This is a genomic window from Flavobacterium aerium (genome assembly GCF_030766725.1).
In the GTDB taxonomy this organism is placed as follows: Bacteria; Bacteroidota; Bacteroidia; order Flavobacteriales; family Flavobacteriaceae; genus Flavobacterium; species Flavobacterium aerium.
In genome coordinates this window covers 536212-555858 of record NZ_JARQWR010000001.1, presented here as the reverse complement: position 1 = coordinate 555858, position 19647 = coordinate 536212, and the positions used below count along the sequence as shown (strand labels likewise).

Sequence of the window (19647 nt, the reverse complement as noted above, 5' to 3'; positions counted from 1 at the left end):
AAATTGTAGATAATGTATCCTTTGTTTCTTTGGCCTCTTTATCTGAATTGAAAAGTTTATTGTGATTAAGGTAAGCTTTGGCCTCTTCTAGGCTTACTGTAGTAATGGTTCTTGAATTAGTGTTGTTAACTTCTTCCAATCCATTGTCATAATTACTACAACTATAAACAAAACAGAATAACACCAATAAGTAATAGTAGTTTTTTCCCTTCATAATACAAACTCTTTATTTATGTTATATAGCACAAAATAAGGAATCACTTTTAGAAATCAAAGAGGTTATCTGATAAATGACTCTAGAAATCAACGATTTACGGTAAAACCGTAATTTTTATTGAACTTATAAGATATTTGTCTTTTTAGATATTATCTATAAGGCGATTCTAATAACTCATTGTTTCCTAAAATTTTCAAACAAAAAACCAGCTCAAATGAGCTGGTTTTTTGTTTTATCTAGCATTGACTACTATCATGAAAAAATTAAAACACTAATAATCAGTAATTTATAATTTTCATCTTCAAACTATTTCATTTCAAATTGCAATTATTTAAACAATATTGTTGGATTCTGACTTAACTTAAAATTAATAAATAATGAAAAAAAATAATTTCGTTATTTATTATTCTTTGGTAAACGTGAATTCTCCACCACCTTGTTTGAGTACCATTGTATTTTCGGTAGGTTTAAATTCTAATATCACACCTGCTTGTGCAAATTCAAATTTATCTTTTGCTGTTGAAGAAAGTGGAAACGAGGATTGACCTGTAGCTTGTGCTATCAACGTTTTATCATCCTTTGTCACTGTAATTTGAATTGGGATTTGTTTACTTGAATATACTCCTGTGTATTGACCCAAGTCTTCAACTTTCACGTCATAGGTTTTGAATTCAGGGATTTCAATCGATTTACCAAAAACACCACCTAATACCGTCAACGCTATATTATTCATTTTATAGTCTAATGCATTACTTGTGATTGCAAATGAAATTTCTTCTGTTGGAAAATACGAAAAAGTAGAACTGAATCCATCTATACCGCCAGTATGTCCATAACAGATTTTATCATTGAAAGGGAATTTGAAAAGTCCCATTCCATAATTATCTTTTATGGTTTCCATTTGTTCTAAGCTTTTCTTTGAAATTAATTTTCCTGTAAAAAGTCCTTCTCCAAATTTAGTCAAGTCCGTTGGTGTAGAAACAATTCCTCCTGCTCCTAACGGAATGGACATATCGGTTTCGGTTTCTTTCTTCCAACCTTGTGCATAGCTATAAGAATTACACTCATTGTTCTTCCCATTAATTTTCCCACCAAAATAGGTGTTTTTTAATCCCAATGGTTTAACAATTTTTTCCTCTAATAGCTTAGCGTATGTTTTCTTGTATGTTTTCTCTAAAATATAGGTTAATAGTACAAATCCAGAATTACTGTAATTTGCTTTGCTGTCTGGTTCAAAATCACTTCCTCCTTTGGCAATGATTTCAACCATTTCTTTTTCGGATTTAGGTTGTGTATTCCAGTGGGTGTACGATTCATCATTCGTAAAATTATGAATTCCGCTTCGGTGATATAGCAGTTGTTGAATCGTTATTTTATTTGCATTTTTTATCGTTGGAAAATATTGATCGATTGTTTTATTCAAATCCAATTTATTTTCTTCAACGGCTTTGAATATTAATACTGCCGTAAAGGTTTTTGATATTGAGCCGATTCTGTATTTCGAATTTTCATTGGCTTTTGCTCCTGATGCTAAGTCTGTAAAACCGACTGAGTGTGAATACAATACTTTTCCATTTTTTGAAACGGCAATGCTTCCCATGAATTTATTATTTTCTGCCAGTACTTGAAAATATTGATCTAGTTTTGATTTGTCTATTTGTTGGGCTTGGGCTAACGCAACAGATAAAAAAGCCATAATAATCGTAATTTTTCTTTTCATTTTTGATTGATTTTTGATTGATGATTGTATCGTTGGTTTAATTCATTGGTGTACAGAGTTCAATTAAAAAACCATTTATATCGCGTACATAGGCTACTACTTGCCCCCATGGTTTAGTTTTTGGTTCTCCCACAATTGATCCACCTGCTTTTATTGCTGAGTTTACTGTTTCCTGAACATCTTCTGTTGTAAAAGCGATCTCCACTCCAAAAGGTTTATTCTTCAATTCACTTTCAATAAAGCCTCCATCAAAATTTGTATTGGCTAAATTTGTAGAAGCGAATGAAAGTGTTGTTTCTCCCGTCATCAGTTCGCCATAATCGTTTTCGGGTGTAACAAATTTTCGGGTTAATCCAAAGGCTGTTTCATAGAATTCAATTGTTTTTTGTACATCTTGCACATACAATATTGTATAACCAAACTTTACCATAATTGCTTTAATTCTTAAATTAGTATATAAATTCTCAATATAGTTACAAATCACTTGTGCTTTTCTTTAAAAAAAGATTAAAAACATTTTTCAAAGCAAAAACAAGGTACCTGTTAACTCAAAGGTAAAAAAGAATATCCCGCTTCACAATAAATGTTAGCGGGATATCTGCTCAACTTAATTAAAAATCAACCTCTATTGTAAATAACGCACAATAAATTTATCGTGGTAAGTGAGCCACTATATCTTCTACCGAAGCTCTAACTTGGTAGTTTGGGTCAAACTGTTTGTAAACAATCTTTCCATCCTTGTCAATAATATAGGTTGCAGGAACGGGTAGCACTGCTTCTTTTGTTGCATTGCTTTCTGCAATCGAAACGCCTAGATGTTCTTTTACAGCTGCTTGGTAGGCATCGGTAACTTTGAAGTCTACACCAAAAGCTTTCATAATGCTTTCATCACCATCGGATATAATTGTGAAGTTTGCTCCTGTTTTATCTTTTGTTTTCGCTACGTTCTCATAACTTTCTGATGAAATCGCAATCAATTTTGCCCCTTTTGCTTCAATCTCTTTTGCTTTTTCTGCAAATTCGGTTAACTGTTTATTACATACTGGACACCAGTAACCGCGATAAAAAATAATTACCACTGGTTGTTTTTTATAATATTCTTGTAAGGATACTTTTTTATGATCCGCTGTTGTAAAAGTTACATCGGGTGCTTTCTCACCAACTACTAGTCCTTTTGGAATTGTTGTTGAATCAATACCAAATTTTGAATAATCGATTGCTATCGTATCTTTTACTTTCATCGCGACAGTAGTATCGACTGGAGGCATTTCTTTTACTTCTTTTTTACAGGCAATCATTGAACTCAATATAGCTAATGCTAGTACTATTTTCTTCATAATTCTATTTTTAAGGGTTGTAAATATTATTTTATTTTTTTGCTGATTAGATAGTCTAAACTCCATTTTCCTGGTCCGTATACAAAAAGAGTAAAAAGCATCAGGATATAATACAATGGGATTTCATATCCATTATCTCCTGCTTCAAATCCGTTTTCAAAATGGACTGTTTTAATAGCCACTAACATTACAATAATTAAAGGAATACTGATGATGCGAGTCGCGAATCCCAAAGCTAAGAAGACAAAACCAATTACTTCTGTATAAGTCGCTAAGTAAGCATTGAGCGTAGGAAACGGAATGCCTAAACTTTCAAACCATTCGATAATACCTCCAATATTATTCAACTTCATCAATGCTGGAGTGGAGAATCCTATTGCTAGGATAATTCTAAAAAATAGTAGTGGAAAATCCGACAGTTTTTTTAATTTCTGTCCTAATTCGGTATTAAATTGAACTAGTTTATTCATGATTTGTATATTAATTGGTTTGTAACAGATAATTTTTCAAATTGTAAAAATGCATTTTGAGCTGTTTCTAAATCGGCATATTGTAAGAGCACAAAAAGTATTTCATTCAAGGACAATGGCTTTTCCATCAGATTCTCTATTACATCTACAAATGGAATTGAGATATTTGTAAATTGAACGGAGCCCGTATCTGGATTTCGATGAATGGTCATAAAGTAATCTCCTTTATCAACCCGGGTAATTGATTTTGCATTTTTTAAATGTACCGGATAATCCATTCGAACTATTCTCATTTCTGGATTGATATAATACAGTTCTTTTCCTTCCTCCAATTTCATTTTGACATCGGGCATCATAAAAACTTCTATTTCCAACCATTCAAATTCCAATAGGTCTGCCAAAAAAGGATAGTGTATTCCCATTTTCTTTTCATGTTGAATTACATATTCTTTATATTCTTTGGGCATGTACCATATTTGTGGACTTTGAATAGCATAACTCTCAAAAAAACGTTGTACAGATTTTTCCCACTTCCGCTTTCCAAATAGTTTTTTCGTCAATGGATACGCTGCCGTAAGACTATCCATTACATTATTAAAAACTAATCGTCTATAGTGTACAATGTTATCTTCTTTTACTCCCGGTATGGGTTGGTAATTCCCTGATCGGCAAAAATTGGCCAAATCAGATTGGTACTGGTGGGTTTTAGCTCGCAACATGATAGCTCTTTTTTAAAGTCTCTGTTTTTATCTGCTGTATTCTTTCCAATTCCATTTGTAAATCTTCTAATTCTGGAATATTAAAATCACGTTCTAATAATACGGGAACATCACGACCAATTAATTCCATTGCATATTGAAATAAATCATATACTGGTTCAATAATATTCTCTCCATGAGTATCAATCAGTAAGTCTGCTGAAACTTGTGTATGCCCTGCCATATGAATGTATTTCACTCTCGTTAAATCCAACTGTTTCAAAAAGTCTTTTGGATTATACTGATGATTAAATCCATTTACATAAATATTATTCACATCCAATAAAAGATTACAATCTGCTTCTGCAATAATGGCATTGACAAAATCAATTTCTGTCATTTCAGGAGCAATTGGCGAATAATAGCTGACTATTTCAATTGCTATTTTTCGTTCTAATATATCCTGAACTTGTCTTATTTTTTGAGCTACATGTTGTACTGCATCTTCTGTAAATGGAATGGGTAATAGGTCGAAAAGATGAGCATTATCACATTTTGAAAAACTTAAATGTTCTGAATATTCTACAGCTCCAGTTTCATTTAAAAACTGTTTTACCTGTTTTACAAAATCAATATCTATCGCTTCAGGACTGCCTACCGAAAGCGACAGTCCATGGGTATACAGTGGTTGTTTTTCTATTACTTTATCAAACATTTTTCTGTAATAGCCGCCTACATTAATCCAATTTTCGGGAGCAACCTCAACAAATGCAGGTTTTAGAATTTTGTTTTCCGCAAAATCTTCTGCAAAATCTTTTCTATAGCCAATTCCTACCATAACTCTATTCTTTAATGTGTTCTTTTCTTGTTCTTAAAATGGAATTTTATATTGTAGATTAACCACTAATGATCTTGTTAATCCATCTGGTCGAACCTCTCTGTATTGGAAAGGTGCTGCTATTACAAATTCCAGTTTGGTATTATTTTTAAACGTATATACTGAAGTCAATACACCGTTTAATGTCAATCCTTCGGATCCATTAATATTCATTTCATTTCCCGTTTCTGTTGTATATTTATCTTTCCCCAAATGATAAATAGCTAACAAACTAGGTTTAATCAAAAATCTACTATTTCCAGGTTGAAATAAGTACCCCAAACGAACTAGGGCATCAGATTTTCTTTTAAAATTATTTGTCGAAACAAAAGCGGTTGTTGATGGATATTGATAAGAGAAAAAGCTATTGTTATTATCCTGAATAATAGGAATCTGTAATCCTGTATTAATTTCCCATTTTTTATTCCAAATCACGTTTGCTCCAACAATTATATCGTACGTTCCTAAACTGGTTTGATAGTCTAAAGGCAAAGCAAATCCTTGATTGTTTTTGGTATTTGAATTATTCAAAGGGATTTTTAATCCTCCAATAAAACCTATGCTATAGTTTTTCTTTTGGGAAAGCTGATAACTTCCTGAAAGGATAATATCCCCCAAACCGGAATTATTCCCCAAAGATCCATTTGCATTCAAAAAATTTAATTTGGCTTGTACTCCAAATCGATTATTTATAATACGATCGTATTGAACATAGGAATTGATCACATTGATATTATCATGACCTTTTCCATATCCCACAGCTACAGCAATTGAATTTTTAAGGATACTGTCCTTTACTATATTATTCTGAGTGTTTTCGATACTGCAAAACCCTGCATCACTACAGCCTTGTGCATAGAATTGAGTACAGAACAATAGAATAATGGTATTAAAAAGTAATTTCATTTCGAAGAATTTTTAAGCGTACAATTAATAAATCTATTAATGTTGAATCATTTTAAACGCAACTATTTTTATAGAAAAGTCAGCTGAAATAAATTTCAGCCGACTTGACTTAAAGATTATTTAGATGCTTTTTTACCACCGCATTTTCCTTCTCCACATTTAGCGTCTTTGGATTTTGCTTCTGATTTTTTTGCTTCTTTCTTCGATTTTTTATCGGCTTTTTTCTCTGTTTTTTTATCACCGCATTTTCCTTCTCCACATTTCCCTTCACCGCATTTCGCATCTTTAGTTTTTGCTTCTTTAGATTTTGAATCGGTTTTAGTTTCTGTTTTCTTTTCCCCGCAGGCTCCTTCAATAGATTTTAATCCATCTGTAGCTGACGTTAAAAGAATTGAAGAATTCCCTGATAATAATTGTGAGCGAAGTTGTGCCCCTGTCCCTAGATAATCAAAATCTAAAAGGTTTGTTGCAGACACATTTGAGGTTGTGAATAAAACTCCAGCTACTAACGTACCAGTTAGTAAAGATGTTTTTTTGAAATTTTTCATAATTTAAAATTTTTAGATTAAACGTTATTCGGATGAATAGACGTTCCGTATTTTAAAACCTGACAAAAAATTTCAAAAAAAGTTTATTTTTTTTCTATCGCACTGATAATTTGAGCCTTAATGGCTGATGGTAGTTCTAATTTCAGGTTGTTATTTCGATGCATTTGTTCCAAAGCTTTATCAATAATTGCGCTTTGTTTTTCATATCTCCTACATACATTACAAATTAGGGTATGAAATTTCAACTGAACACTTTCATTTCTGGAAAGCTTCACTACACCTTTTTTTTCTATTAATTCTGTTGCTATTTTGCAAGAAACCAACATTTTGCTCATTTCAATTTTCATTTCTAAATCCAGTTAATTTCGATACACTTCTTTAATAACACTTTTGATCGATGAATTATCTGCCAATAATTAGACGTCGTTACATCGAGTTCCTGACAAATTTCTTTACTCTCTTTGTCTAAAATATATTTTGACTGAATAATGAATTGCCAATTTTTCGGAAGTTTTTTAATGCATTTTGCGAGTATCGAATTGAATTCTGGGTTGTCTAACCAATTTTGACTGGATTTATCGGACATATCTTCCCAATGTCCTGTATCGTCAAATTCTGCATCAGACAGTTTTATTTGTAAGCTATATTCTTCGTAAGAGATGGTATATTCTTTGGATTTCTTTCTGTAGAAATCTACTATTTTATTATTCAGTATGGAAAGTAACCAGGTTTTTGGTGCACTTTGCTCTTTGAATTTATGTAGATTTTCAAAGGCTGCTATAAAAGTGTCCTGAACTAAATCCTGTGCTATCTCTTCGCGTGAAGTTTTATAATATGCCCAAGAATATAATTCGTCGCCAAATTCATTCAGCCATTGTGCTATTACGTTTTTTGGTTCTTGTTCCATTCTTTATTATTCTAGGCTAAATATATCAAAATAAATACTGTGCTCATATAAATCCAAAACAATGAAAAAACGATATGAACTATGGTTTCAAATTTTTTCCCTCTCCAAAGTTTGGAAGAATACCCAAAAAATTGAACTATTAATCTAATTATCCAAAAGAGTGCAAATCCTAATGCGATTTGTCTTCCTAAAGGCGTTTCTACAATCTCCTGAGCGGATGTCAAACATAATGCTCCCATTAATAATAGCATCAATGCTATAAAGAAAGTATGGTATTCCATCATTTGTTTATTAATCAGACTGAGAGAATTTAATTCTTTATGCCAATTAAAATATTTTGGAAATGGAATGTGTAATAATGCCAAAAGCATCAAAAGTGATCCAATAATCTTAAGATGCAGTTCCATGTTTCTCTAAAATAAATGTCGTTATAAAGGGTGTTATTTTCATTTCTTGCTGAATCGTAAACCCTGATTTCGTAAAGGTTTTTAGCCATGTTTTTCTAGAGTGGAAATGAAAAAAACCAATAGTATAGGCTAAAAAATTAGCGGTATCTCTAAGATGTTCCGTAATAATCACCTGTCCATCAACGGCTAATACTCGGTATAATTCTTTAAAGAACACAATACGTTCCGCTTCCTCTCTTATTTCATGTGCAGAAAGCAACACAAAAATAGCGCCAATTGTATTATCATCCAACGGTAATTTTGAAGTATTAACGGATTGTGTAGTAGGGAATGGTAGATAGGCTTTTCTTGCTCTTTTAATAGATATTTCTGTATGTTGCTCTGGATTATAAAAATCAAATACGGTAAGTATGGTATTCCCAAACTTGTTTTGCAACAATTCACTTGTTTCATCAAAACCGGCATGAATATTTACAATAGTATCTGAATTTTTTATCTTGTTATTCAGCCATGACAGCTTGTATAAACCGGAACTGTCGTATATATAATAAGAAACCAACAATGAACTTATCGTTAAAAGGAATAATAGTATCAAGCCCATTCTCAAATAGAATTTAAAACTGTCGCCTACTTGGGTACTGAACACCAATAGTCCGACCAATACAAGTCCTGCTATTACATAAAAATGCCAATTGAATCGTACAATATTACTAACTCCTTGAAACGGTTTCCTTACTGTTTCCATTCTTCTATCTTTCCTTTCTTCCAATAGTAGGGTATATCTTTAATGACAAATGAGCTTGCTAATTGTATGGTTGTAAAAGAGAATTTTTCAAAAAATGACACCTCATAATCTATAATCTTGATGGGTCTTGGATTCCAGTCTTCCCTCACTCCTTCTATAATCAAAACTTTGTGTGTCGTTTCATCATAGGTAAAGGTAAAAGGTAATGGTCCTGAAAATCTTCTGGCATCTTTCCATTTGGAAAAAGGAGAATGTTCTGGTAAACTCTCCTCGTGTTCATTACAATTCTGAAATACAACCTTAAAGTTGGACTGATTGGAACTAATTTCATTTCTTTCCACTCCTTTTATCTCTGTAATATCGGTGGTGGTGTAATTGTAATGCGTAAATATATTCCCAAGCACTTCCATCTTTTTGTTATTGGTTTCTGACTTTAGAATATACAAACCTCTTAATCTCTTTCCTTTGGTATTAATGTATTTCACAAAGATTCTATAGCCTATCAGGAAAAAATCGTCTCCTAAAATTGCTGGAAATCCTTTAGGTCGCAATCCTTTGGTTTGTACGAGTGCTAACGTAATAAATGCCCATTGGTCATTAAATGTATCTAACTCTAAACACTCTGGAATATGACCCTGTAGTTCTTCTTTAGGTACTGCAAAAGTCAGGACATAAGTGTTCTCAAAAAAGGCTTCAACCGAAAACGGATGGTTTTTTAAAAATGGTAACATTATTCTTGTGGTATTGATTTGCTCTTTAAAATAAACGCTGTGTAATAAATAAATGAAATGAATAAAGAAGCAAATAGTATATTGGCTTTACCCCATAATAATAAATCTGGGACAACTAAAAACTCTATTGTATTCATTGTCGCAATGATTACAATCTGCACTATTGCATTCAAACGAGTTTTATAGCCACTTAAAATCCATATGGTCATACCTATTTCTGCAATGCCTATCAAAATGGTACAAACAGATGCGTGTTCTTCTCCCAAAATCCTTCCAACAATTGCCTCATGTCTTGGGACGAAATTCAACACTTTACAAAATAAACCATTGATAAGCCATACCAGAGCAATGATATAAATATGAATTTTATACTTCCTACTATTATTCATTTTAAAATATCACATTGTTCATCAATTTCAATTTGGGACTTGTAATATACAAAAACAAAAGTGTTAACAATATTATATTATTCTGTTTTTATTGTTGTAAACTTAATTTCATTAAATCTTAAACTTATTAAAACATCAAATATCTATTTCAAAATCAATCGCTTACACTAAATCATCAATTATCCCAATATCTCTATAAATAAAATGAATCAAAACTTATTTTATTTAGTTAGGAATCCTTACTATATTTGCATCAGTAAAATAATTATGAATCTAAACATTTAAAAAGATGAAAAAATCAATTTTCTATCATGCAGGTTGTACTGTATGTGTAAGCGCAGAAAACGACATCCTAACACTTATTGATCCATCAACAATTGAAGTGGTTCATTTGGGCGAAGAAAAAAACAGAATTCAAGAAGCTGAAAAAGCTGGTGTACAGTCGGTTCCTGCCTTAGTAACTCCTACTGGAAATGTATTGCACATTAACTTTGGAGCATCATTAGAAGATGTAAAAAAGTAAAAAGATTTAACTCATACGGTTCGAATTCCTAATCGTATGAGTTACTTTATTCACCTTATTTAATAAATTCTAAAAAAAACAAACATGAAAGTAGCAGTATGGGACACCTATGTAATCAAAGAAAACGGAAATACAATTCACTTTGATATTTTAGTACCAGATGATTTAATGGACATCAAAACGGTTTATTCTTATGGAATAGATTATTTATCTTCCTTAAATATTATTAGTAAGAGTTTTGACTCTAAAGAATGTAACTTCTGTCATATCGAAGAAGCGACAGAAGACATGGTAACCGCAATTAAGGAAAAAGGTTATTATATTATTGAGATGGAAGGTTATGAGTAATATTGTATCTAATTTAGAAATCATACAAGATCGCATCAAAAATACTTGTTTGAAAATCGGTAGGAATCCTTTGGAAGTACAATTGCTATTGGCTACCAAAACGGTTCCTGCAGATCGGATAAGAGTGGCTTTAGAAACAGGGCTTACATTAGTTGGAGAGAACAAAATCCAGGAACTCAAAACAAAACATGCAGATTTAGTAGATCTAGGAACACGATTCCATTTTATTGGTCATTTACAAACCAACAAAATAAAGGAAGTACTTCGTTATGCCGATTGCATTGAGTCAGTAGATCGTAACGATTTGGTTCAAAAACTAGATCAACGCTTGCGTTATGAAGAACGAAAAATAGATGTTTTATTACAAGTTAATACCTCCTATGAAGAAAGTAAGTTTGGTGTTGACCCACAACAGATATTAGAGTTTGCCAAAGAAGTATCAAAATATGATACTTTAAGGGTGAAAGGACTAATGACTATTGGGCTTTTAAGTTCCGAATCTGAAAAAGTTAGGGAATGTTTCCAATTATTAAAAACAATCCAGGAGCAGATTAAAGAATTGAATTTGCCTAATTTTGAAATGAAAGAGCTTTCGATGGGTATGAGTAATGATTTTGAAATTGCCATAGAAGAAGGAGCTACAATTGTACGAGTTGGCACCTCTATTTTTGGTGACCGAATATATCCTGACAGTTATTATTGGAATGAAAACGTAACGATTACATGAAAAAACTACGCATACATTACTTGCAACATGTGCACTTTGAAGATCTTGGTTGTATTGAAGACTGGGCACATGAAAAAGGGCATATCTTAACTGGTACACAATTCTATGAAAATTCCAATTTACCTGAAATTTCAGATTTTGATTGGCTTATTATTATGGGTGGCCCGATGAGTATACACGATGAAAAACAATATTCATGGCTTGCAATAGAAAAACAATTTATTAAACAGGCCATACATTTCAATAAAAAAGTAATTGGTATTTGTTTAGGATCACAATTAATTGCATCCGTTTTGGGTAGTACTATATATCCCAATCAGCACAAAGAAATTGGTTGGTTTCCTATTACAACCACACCAATAGTTTCAAAACTAATGCCTGCCTTACGTGAACAAAGGAACTATACTGTTTTCCATTGGCATGGAGAAACATTTAACTTGCCTCCAAAATCTCATCTTTTGGCTTCTACTGAAGCGTGTAAGAACCAAGCCTTCTTGTATAATAATCAAGTACTGGGTCTTCAATTTCATTTAGAGGTAACCGAAAAATTGTTATTAAAAATGACTAATTTTGGCCAAGATGAATTACTCAGTAATCGATATATTCAACCCTTAGGAAATATCCTAAGTCAAAAACAATATCTTATTCAGAACAACACGATCATGTTTGAGATTTTAAATCATTTTGAAACCCTATAATCATGTCAATTTTTAATCTTGATTCTCAAAATAAAAACCTAGACAACAAAATTGTTGCAGGATTGGAGCGCTTATCACAGGTGTTTCGAACTTTACTTTGGGAAAAAGCAAAAACACATGGTCTTAGTCCAATTCAAATTCAGCTTTTAATCTTTATTCAATACCATACGGCAAACAAAACAACCATTAGTTATTTGGCTAAAGAGTTCAATCTTACTAAACCAACGATTAGTGATGCTATTAAAAGTTTGAATCAGAAAAAACTAATTGAGAAATGTATTGATGGTAACGACTCCAGAAGTTACACCATACAACTTACCGAAAAAGGTAAAAATGTAGTTAATGAAACAGAGGATTTCCCTGCTCCTTTAACGGGAATTATTGCAAAGACTACGGCTTCAGATAAAGAAGTGCTGTGGAAAAACATCACCAATCTTATTGTACAATTAAACCAACTGAACATCATAGATGTACAACGCACATGTTTAAATTGTACACATCATACCATGGTCAATAATCATGATTTTTGTACCTTGATCAATACCCAATTAGAAACAAAAGACATTCGTATAGATTGTCCAGAGTTTGAATTAAAATAGATTACTTATCTGTATAATATTTCTTCTTTAGCCAAAAAGAAAAATTCACTAATAGTATTAAGGCAGGTACTTCCACTAATGGTCCTATTACACCTACGAAAGCTTGTCCGCTATTAATTCCAAAAACACCAATTGCTACTGCTATAGCCAATTCAAAATTATTCCCTGTAGCTGTAAATGCTATTGAGGCATTCTTAGAATAATCTACTCCCATTTTTTTACCTATAAAAAAACTAACCATAAACATCAGTCCAAAATAAATCAACAACGGTATCGCAATATGTATAACATCAAATGGTATTTGTACAATTAACTCTCCTTTTAAACTAAACATTACTATTATCGTAAACAATAATGCTATAAGTGTTATTGGTGAAATAAAAGGAATAAATACCTGTGTAAACCATTCTTTCCCTTTCCATTGGATTAAAGTGTAATGAGATACTACTCCTGCAAAAAACGGAATACCAAGGTATATGCCAACGCTTGTCGCAATCTCACTAATTGTAATCGTTACATCAACTCCTTTTATTCCAAAGAAGGGCGGTAATATTGTAATAAAAAAATAGGCATACACACTGTATAATAAAACCTGAAAAATACTATTCAATGCAATTAAACCCGCAGCATATTCTCTATTTCCATCTGCTAAATCATTCCAAACCACAACCATTGCAATACAACGTGCTAAACCAATTAAAATCAAGCCCATTCTATACTCTGGATAATCTGGTAAAAAAATAACTGCTAATAAAAACATCAATAATGGTCCTACTACCCAGTTCAAGAATAGTGAAACACTCAAAACTTTTATATTTTTAAATACTTCACCAAGTTTACTATATTCTACCTTTGCCAAAGGAGGGTACATCATTAATAGTAAGCCTATTGCTAACGGAATATTTGTTGTTCCACTGGAAAAAGAGTTAATAAATACGGAAGATGAAGGAAAGAAATAGCCTATAGATATTCCAATGGTCATTGCAAGAAAAATCCACAGAGTAAGATATTGGTCTAGAAAACTTAATTTTTTTCTATTCAAGACTGGAGTACATTTATTAGTCATTGAAATGTTGATTTATAAATCCTTCTGAGTAGCTCTTTATCATTTGTCTCACACTTCTAAATTCATTTATAATTTCTATATCAGTTCCAATAGATTTTACCGGATCTGGAAAATTTTGATGAAATCGTTCTGCTTTACTTGGAAAAAACGGACAGTTTTCTTTAGCATTATCACATACCGTTATTACATAGTCAAAAGCAATATCATAATATTCATCCAATAAGTTTGAAGTATGATGAGCGATATCGATCCCATCTTCTCTCATTACTTCTATAGCTCTCGGATTTACTCCATGTGTTTCAATTCCTCCACTGTACACTTCTGCTTTACCTTTTGCATAAAAAGCTAAATATCCTTGTGCCATTTGACTACGACAACTATTCCCTGTGCATAATACAAGTATCTTTTTCATAATAATTCTATTAGCAACATCCATCATTTGGTGTACAACTTTTATTTTCTAAATCCGACAAATTCATCTTTGTCTTTGGTGGAATCTGACATTTTTCTTCTGCTAAACAAGCCGTTGTTTTAGGGACTAAAATAAAATCTGTCCCATTAAAATTCAGATCATATTTTCCAATTGTATCCGATTGATATTCTACTTCAATTTCATAATCTTCCATTCCCAATACTTTCTCAGACAAATCAATTATGCTCAATAATTTTTTAGGTTTTAAACGATGATCATAGTCATTCGCATCCCATAGCTGAAAATTCGCATATATTTCTCTACGTACTGTTCCTCCACAATCAATGAAGTTTTTGGTCACAACTCCAACTTCTGTCACATGGAAATATTCTGGAACGTAGTTACCTGTTGGTAATATAAAATTGACTGCTTCTAGGGTAGCCAAATGGTTTTTAATTTCTGATAATTTCATCTTTGTAATTTTAATAGATTAACAGCATTGATCTTTTGTTTTCACTAGTTTCCCCGAAATTTTTCCAAAATAATTTTGTAATTTCTCTACTCCTTTTTCATCAATACAGTAACAAATTGAAGTTCCTTCTACATTGCCTTTAATCAATCCTGCATTTTTAAGCTCTTTTAAATGTTGCGAAACCGTTGGTTGTGCCAATGGTAATTCATTCACAATATCTCCGCAGATACAAGTATCAACTGTCATTAAATAATCTAATATAGCGACGCGTGCAGGATGTCCCAATGCTTTGGCTAAAACTGCAATTTCATTTTGTTCTGCTGTAAAAAATTCTGTTTTTGTAGTTCCCATACACTATATTGTTATATTGCAATATTACGATATATGTAGTTGCAAAAAATAGATTTCATCATTTTTAACATTTCAAACCCAATAAATATTTTTAAAAGACTGAAAAAGAATATATTAAATAAAAACCCATAGCAATCACAAAGATTGATTCCTAACTTTACAATTTATTTTAACTATATTTTCAATCATTTCAGCACGTGAAATATGAATGATTCTAACATTCTTCACAAGTTCAAGATTAAACTCTAGTTTTTTGTGAAGTGTTTCTTCCTTAGGCTGGTGTGCCATACACAATTTGTTTTCACAAAAATACAAAAGCGCAGTGTTATACACGTGATTTGTCCTATTCATTTTAATATTTTTATTGTATCTTAGTGTACTTATAATATCCAAGCAAAATCAATCTGAATGCTCAATCGTTTTCATCAATATTATCAGGAAAAAACTACTATTCCAATCGAAACTATTACTCTACTATTAGAGGATGTAAAAATTAAGAAAGTTGAAAAAGGAACTGTATTATTAAAACAGGGTGATGTATGCCATTTCACCTTTTTTGTATTAAAAGGTTTATTACGTTCATATACTATTGATAAATTAGGAAAGGAACATCTCATACAATTTGCACCAGAAGATTGGTGGATTGGTGATCGAAGTAGTTTTTACTTCAATGAGCCTTCGGATTTATATATTGATGTTGTAGAAGATTCTGAAATTGTATTTTTGGATCAGCCTTTTTTTGACAAAGCAGCATCACTATCCCCAGAGTTCACCGCATATAATACCTTTGCCTTGCATAATAACATTCGTCATATGCAACGAAGAGTAAATTTATTATTAGGGGCAACAGCAGAAGAGCGCTATATCGATTTTATTCATCTTTATTTTGATGTAACTTTACGAGTTCCACAATGGATGATTGCTTCCTATTTAGGAGTCACTCCTGAATCATTAAGTCGAGTACGAAAAGAACTTGCTCGAAAAAACTTCAAGCCTTATTAACCGATCGGCTTCTTGTACACATAGAACATAACAAACTCATTACCAAATAGTAACACTACTACTTATTTCTTATCATACATCAATGTGATTGTGATTCTACTGTCGTAACTTTGACTTATAAAATTAAAGACATGGAAAATCAAATCACAAATAACATTGAAGCAAAACGCTTTGAGTTACACAAAGATGGTCAAATAGCCTTAGTTCAATATCAATTATTTGATGGTGGAATTTCATTTTTACACACAGAAGTACCCCCGGAATTAGGTGGACAGGGAATTGCTGCAAAACTTGCAAAACATGTATTGGATTATGCTGCGGAAAATCACTTAAAAGTGAAACCGTACTGCCCTTACATCAATGCTTACATTGACAAGCATCCCGAATATCAGGCCAATTCATTATTTCACAACAAAGCAGAATAAGTATCATGAAAACAAAACAAATAGAACAAATATTAGCTCCTCTTGCACCACATATGGTTGGAGATGGGTTCCGAGTACATAATTTTTTCCCAGGTGGTTATCAATTTGAGTTAAACCGCATGAGTCCATTCTTTTTATTAGACTATAATTCTAAATTCAACTTTACACCAAGGGATATTCCAAGAGGTGTTGGGGTTCACCCACACCGTGGATTTGAAACGGTTACTGTAGCCTATGAAGGTAAAATTGCCCATCATGACAGTGCAGGTAACAGTGGTATTATTGGTCAAGGAGAAGTACAATGGATGACCGCAGCATCTGGTATTTTACATAAAGAATACCATGAATTAGAGTACAGTAAAAAAGGTGGTCCTTTCCAGATGGTACAACTGTGGGTGAATTTACCTGCTAAAGACAAAATGTCTAAACCAAAGTATCAGGAAATTACAGCAAACAATATTGGAAGATATGAACTTGCAGATGATAAAGGTTCCGTAGAAATCATTGCTGGAAATTTCAAAGGCGTGAAGGGTCCGGCCTATACTTTTAGTCCAATTGAAATGTACAATGCCCGAATTAAAAAAGGAGGAATAGAAACATTTTCATTTCCTGAAAACTATAATACTGGATTCCTAGTCGTGGAAGGAAGCATTAAACTGAATGGTGAGGCTACTGTCCCGACTGATCACTTTGTTCTTTTTAAAAACATTGGGGAAGATATTCAGATAGAAGCAACAGAAGATGCTATCATCTTAATGCTTAGTGGAGCGCCAATCAACGAGCCAATTGCGGCACATGGCCCATTTTTAATGAATACAAGAGAAGAAATCATCCAAGCGTTTAATGACGTAAACATGGGTAAATTTGGATACCTAGAAGATTAAGTAAACTATAAATAATTCATTTGAGAATGGGATAGTTACTTGTAATTATCCCATTTCATTTTTAACACAGATTATAATCATGAAAAAAATTGAAATTTTAGCCGTAGGACAAAACGACACTCATATACAAACATTTGTACAAACCATTCACAAGGATACTGCACAAGTAAACATTGCAACTTCTGATGAAAAAGCAATTGAAATATTCCAACAGCATCCTATCAAAATTGTAGTTTGGGTTGGTGCAATAGAAAAAGACAGCGAAATAAAATTGCGCACTTTGTTTTCAAGACAAGACCCTGAAATTGTAATTATTCAACACAATGAGGACAATAAAAAACAAATCACTCATGCAATAAAAACAATATTAAAAGCGAAAAGCTCTGGTAGTTTTAATATCTTAGACAATCCTTTTTCTAACAACTAAAATAACTATATCATGGACGTTTTATCGTCTGACATAACTTTAAGTCGATGGTATAGTTTTGTTTATATATTCTTAAACTAAGAGTCATTACCCCTTTTTGGAATCCTTCAAAAAGGGGTTTTATTTATTTTATTCTTATATTTAGCATTAGATCAACTCTAAAAATAATCTATGCCTTGGTATAAAAAAGCTTTATTGTTTCTTCTCGGAATATTGATTTTTGTTCTCATCGGGAATATTGGTGTCAACTATTGGATAAAAAAAGAACTTCCTTCTATCTTGAATGAGAAAAACAACTCTCCATATGAAATAACCTATAAAAGTCTTGAAATAAAATTGTTAGGTGGTCATATTATTGCCGATAGTATTACTGTCGTTCCCAAAGAGGCAATACAAAACCCAAAGATTAAAGCGGGAATTTACGCTTCCATTAAATCGCTTAAAATTGATCATGTGAGTATTTTTAAACTTCTCTTTAGTAAAAAAATAAAGGCAAGTAAACTTACCGTTACAAAACCTGACATCATTTTATATAAAGATGATGATACCGCCGTTAAAGAAAGTAAAAACATTACGGATAAGGTAGTTGCTCCTTTCCGAAATACAATCTCGGTTTCTGCAATTAATCTGGAAAACTGTAGCCTTAAAATTGTTTCTACTAAAGATCAAAAAATGGCGCTCATAGTAGACAATCTTTCCATAAATCTAGAAGATGTTGTTATTGATGATGCAACTGTTAAAGAAAAAATCCCTTTTCATTATAAGAGCTATACTGTTCAGTGTGATAGTCTTTATTTTAGGGCTAATACCTTTTATCATATTACGGCAAAAAATTTAAAAACAACTGAAAAGAGTTTCAAGATGCAGGATTTCAAATTGATTCCTGAGTATGATCGTGTTGCTTTTCAAAGAAAAATCCCAAAAGAAAAAGATCTCTTTACAGTAAATGTAAAAGCAATCCATCTTGAAAAAATAGATTGGGGATTTGAAAAGGATCATTTTTACTTCAAATCACCGAAACTAACCTTGGATTCTCTTTTTGCTAATATTTATCGCAATAAAGAACCTGCTGATGATTTAAGCACAAAACCTCTTTACAATAAATTATTACGGGAGCTTAAATTCAATTTAGAACTTGATACACTCGCTATTAATAAATCCCTTGTTCAGTATGAAGAAGAACTCAGCTTTAAAAATGGTCCTGGGTTTTTGTCTTTCAATAATTTCAATGCTGAAATTACGAATGTGTATAATGGTTACCAAAAAAATAAATTACCCGATACTAAAATAAAAGTCGATTGTCGTTTCATGAATACTTCTGCATTACATGTAGATTGGGCACTTAATGCACTTGACAAATCGGATGGATTTACAATAAGAGGAAGCTTAAAAAATTTCCCGAGTGAAAAGGTATCGCCTTTTATTAAACCCCATATTAACGTAACGACAACCGGTACATTAGATCAGGTTTATTTTAATTTCAAAGGAAATAACTGGAAATCCAATGGCGAATTTGCCATTCACTATCATGATCTAAAAGTGGTTGTTTATAAGAAAAATGGTAAAGAGAAAAACAAATTCCTCAGTGGAATCGGAAACTTATTTGTCAAGAAAGATTCAGATGAAAAGATTAAAAAAGCAACCGTTGAAGTAGAACGCATACAAGAGAAATCATTCTATAACTTCTTATGGCGCAACTTGGCCGATGGTTTGGTAAAAACCTTGATTTAAGTCTACAAAAAAGGAGGTAATTGTATTACC

General features: G+C 32.1%; 29 protein-coding genes. 10 read left to right on the top strand and 19 right to left on the bottom strand.

Annotation, left to right across the window (positions count from 1 at the left end; genetic code table 11):
• The 15 genes from P6733_RS02560 to P6733_RS02490 all read right to left on the bottom strand — a co-directional run.
• A partial coding sequence (locus tag P6733_RS02560) for a hypothetical protein (protein WP_306350026.1) occupies positions 1 to 214 on the bottom strand: 214 nt, incomplete at its 3' end.
• A gap of 406 nt (positions 215 to 620) precedes the next feature.
• On the bottom strand, positions 621 to 1937 hold the full coding sequence (locus P6733_RS02555; RefSeq protein ID WP_306350025.1) for a serine hydrolase domain-containing protein: 1317 nt from the start codon (positions 1935 to 1937) through the stop codon (positions 621 to 623).
• Between the two features lie 37 nt (positions 1938 to 1974).
• Positions 1975 to 2367: a VOC family protein gene (locus P6733_RS02550; protein ID WP_306350024.1), complete on the bottom strand. Its 393-nt coding sequence runs from the start codon at positions 2365 to 2367 to the stop codon at positions 1975 to 1977.
• 220 nt (positions 2368 to 2587) lie between these two features.
• The gene (locus P6733_RS02545; protein WP_306350023.1) at positions 2588 to 3274 is read right to left on the bottom strand and encodes a peroxiredoxin-like family protein; all 687 of its coding nucleotides are present in this window, start codon (positions 3272 to 3274) and stop codon (positions 2588 to 2590) included.
• Between the two features lie 26 nt (positions 3275 to 3300).
• Positions 3301 to 3744, bottom strand: a complete 444-nt coding sequence (locus P6733_RS02540; RefSeq protein ID WP_306350022.1) for an HvfX family Cu-binding RiPP maturation protein — start codon at positions 3742 to 3744, stop codon at positions 3301 to 3303.
• The gene (locus P6733_RS02535) at positions 3741 to 4463 is read right to left on the bottom strand and encodes an HvfC/BufC N-terminal domain-containing protein (protein WP_306350021.1); all 723 of its coding nucleotides are present in this window, start codon (positions 4461 to 4463) and stop codon (positions 3741 to 3743) included. The genes P6733_RS02540 and P6733_RS02535 overlap by 4 nt, the downstream gene beginning before the upstream one ends.
• Positions 4450 to 5280, bottom strand: a complete 831-nt coding sequence (locus P6733_RS02530) for an HvfB family MNIO-type RiPP peptide maturase (protein ID WP_306350020.1) — start codon at positions 5278 to 5280, stop codon at positions 4450 to 4452. The genes P6733_RS02535 and P6733_RS02530 overlap by 14 nt, the downstream gene beginning before the upstream one ends.
• Before the next feature lie 33 nt (positions 5281 to 5313).
• On the bottom strand, positions 5314 to 6225 hold the full coding sequence (locus P6733_RS02525; protein WP_306350019.1) for a transporter: 912 nt from the start codon (positions 6223 to 6225) through the stop codon (positions 5314 to 5316).
• Between the two features lie 116 nt (positions 6226 to 6341).
• A complete protein-coding gene (locus P6733_RS02520) occupies positions 6342 to 6773 on the bottom strand; it encodes a hypothetical protein (RefSeq protein WP_306350018.1) in 432 nt (143 codons plus the stop codon).
• Positions 6774 to 6856: 83 nt separating this feature from the next.
• A complete protein-coding gene (locus P6733_RS02515) occupies positions 6857 to 7120 on the bottom strand; it encodes a hypothetical protein (RefSeq protein WP_306350017.1) in 264 nt (87 codons plus the stop codon).
• A gap of 2 nt (positions 7121 to 7122) precedes the next feature.
• Positions 7123 to 7680 carry a sigma-70 family RNA polymerase sigma factor gene (locus tag P6733_RS02510; RefSeq protein ID WP_306350016.1) on the bottom strand — a complete coding sequence of 186 codons (558 nt, stop codon included), beginning with the start codon at positions 7678 to 7680 and terminating at the stop codon, positions 7123 to 7125.
• Between the two features lie 11 nt (positions 7681 to 7691).
• On the bottom strand, positions 7692 to 8087 hold the full coding sequence (locus P6733_RS02505; protein ID WP_306350015.1) for a hypothetical protein: 396 nt from the start codon (positions 8085 to 8087) through the stop codon (positions 7692 to 7694).
• Positions 8071 to 8832 carry a class I SAM-dependent methyltransferase gene (locus P6733_RS02500; protein ID WP_306350014.1) on the bottom strand — a complete coding sequence of 254 codons (762 nt, stop codon included), beginning with the start codon at positions 8830 to 8832 and terminating at the stop codon, positions 8071 to 8073. Before P6733_RS02500 ends, P6733_RS02505 begins: the two co-directional genes overlap by 17 nt.
• Positions 8820 to 9563, bottom strand: a complete 744-nt coding sequence (locus P6733_RS02495; RefSeq protein WP_306350013.1) for a DUF2071 domain-containing protein — start codon at positions 9561 to 9563, stop codon at positions 8820 to 8822. Before P6733_RS02495 ends, P6733_RS02500 begins: the two co-directional genes overlap by 13 nt.
• Positions 9563 to 9952, bottom strand: coding sequence for a DoxX-like family protein (locus tag P6733_RS02490; RefSeq protein ID WP_306350012.1), 390 nt, complete (start codon positions 9950 to 9952; stop codon positions 9563 to 9565). Before P6733_RS02490 ends, P6733_RS02495 begins: the two co-directional genes overlap by 1 nt.
• A gap of 289 nt (positions 9953 to 10241) precedes the next feature.
• Here P6733_RS02490 and P6733_RS02485 point away from each other — a divergent pair, with 289 nt between their 5' ends.
• The 5 genes from P6733_RS02485 to P6733_RS02465 all read left to right on the top strand — a co-directional run bounded on the left by P6733_RS02485 (position 10242) and on the right by P6733_RS02465 (position 12847).
• Positions 10242 to 10475, top strand: a complete 234-nt coding sequence (locus P6733_RS02485) for a thioredoxin family protein (protein ID WP_306350011.1) — start codon at positions 10242 to 10244, stop codon at positions 10473 to 10475.
• An 84-nt stretch (positions 10476 to 10559) separates the two neighbouring features.
• Positions 10560 to 10823, top strand: coding sequence for a DUF2024 family protein (locus P6733_RS02480; protein WP_306350010.1), 264 nt, complete (start codon positions 10560 to 10562; stop codon positions 10821 to 10823).
• Entirely contained in the window at positions 10816 to 11550 is a 735-nt protein-coding gene (locus P6733_RS02475; protein WP_306350009.1) for a YggS family pyridoxal phosphate-dependent enzyme, read from the top strand. Before P6733_RS02480 ends, P6733_RS02475 begins: the two co-directional genes overlap by 8 nt.
• On the top strand, positions 11547 to 12248 hold the full coding sequence (locus P6733_RS02470; protein ID WP_306350008.1) for a type 1 glutamine amidotransferase: 702 nt from the start codon (positions 11547 to 11549) through the stop codon (positions 12246 to 12248). The genes P6733_RS02475 and P6733_RS02470 overlap by 4 nt, the downstream gene beginning before the upstream one ends.
• Positions 12249 to 12250: 2 nt before the next feature.
• Positions 12251 to 12847 (top strand): MarR family winged helix-turn-helix transcriptional regulator, encoded by a 597-nt coding sequence (locus P6733_RS02465; protein WP_306350007.1) that lies wholly within the window; start codon positions 12251 to 12253, stop codon positions 12845 to 12847.
• 1 nt (position 12848) lies between these two features.
• Here P6733_RS02465 and arsB read toward each other — a convergent pair whose 3' ends face one another.
• Genes arsB through P6733_RS02445 form a run of 4 tightly spaced genes read right to left on the bottom strand, consistent with a single transcriptional unit; the run spans position 12849 to position 15148 of the window.
• On the bottom strand, positions 12849 to 13913 hold the full coding sequence (arsB, locus tag P6733_RS02460) for an ACR3 family arsenite efflux transporter (RefSeq protein WP_306350006.1): 1065 nt from the start codon (positions 13911 to 13913) through the stop codon (positions 12849 to 12851).
• Positions 13906 to 14325 carry an arsenate reductase ArsC gene (locus P6733_RS02455; protein WP_306350005.1) on the bottom strand — a complete coding sequence of 140 codons (420 nt, stop codon included), beginning with the start codon at positions 14323 to 14325 and terminating at the stop codon, positions 13906 to 13908. Before P6733_RS02455 ends, arsB begins: the two co-directional genes overlap by 8 nt.
• A 10-nt stretch (positions 14326 to 14335) precedes the next feature.
• Positions 14336 to 14797, bottom strand: a complete 462-nt coding sequence (locus P6733_RS02450; protein ID WP_306350004.1) for a DUF6428 family protein — start codon at positions 14795 to 14797, stop codon at positions 14336 to 14338.
• Positions 14798 to 14815: 18 nt separating this feature from the next.
• A complete protein-coding gene (locus tag P6733_RS02445; protein WP_306350003.1) occupies positions 14816 to 15148 on the bottom strand; it encodes an ArsR/SmtB family transcription factor in 333 nt (110 codons plus the stop codon).
• 408 nt (positions 15149 to 15556) lie between these two features.
• On the opposite strand from P6733_RS02445, the gene P6733_RS02440 reads away from it, so the two are divergent.
• The 5 genes from P6733_RS02440 (at position 15557) to P6733_RS02420 (ending at position 19617) form a co-directional block, all read left to right on the top strand.
• Positions 15557 to 16150: a Crp/Fnr family transcriptional regulator gene (locus tag P6733_RS02440; protein WP_306350002.1), complete on the top strand. Its 594-nt coding sequence runs from the start codon at positions 15557 to 15559 to the stop codon at positions 16148 to 16150.
• A gap of 131 nt (positions 16151 to 16281) precedes the next feature.
• The gene (locus P6733_RS02435; RefSeq protein ID WP_306350001.1) at positions 16282 to 16575 is read left to right on the top strand and encodes a GNAT family N-acetyltransferase; all 294 of its coding nucleotides are present in this window, start codon (positions 16282 to 16284) and stop codon (positions 16573 to 16575) included.
• A 5-nt stretch (positions 16576 to 16580) separates the two neighbouring features.
• On the top strand, positions 16581 to 17459 hold the full coding sequence (locus P6733_RS02430; RefSeq protein WP_306350000.1) for a pirin family protein: 879 nt from the start codon (positions 16581 to 16583) through the stop codon (positions 17457 to 17459).
• A gap of 79 nt (positions 17460 to 17538) precedes the next feature.
• Positions 17539 to 17886 (top strand): hypothetical protein, encoded by a 348-nt coding sequence (locus P6733_RS02425; RefSeq protein WP_306349999.1) that lies wholly within the window; start codon positions 17539 to 17541, stop codon positions 17884 to 17886.
• A gap of 171 nt (positions 17887 to 18057) precedes the next feature.
• Positions 18058 to 19617, top strand: coding sequence for a hypothetical protein (locus tag P6733_RS02420; RefSeq protein WP_306349998.1), 1560 nt, complete (start codon positions 18058 to 18060; stop codon positions 19615 to 19617).
• The last annotated feature ends 30 nt before the right edge of the window (positions 19618 to 19647 follow it).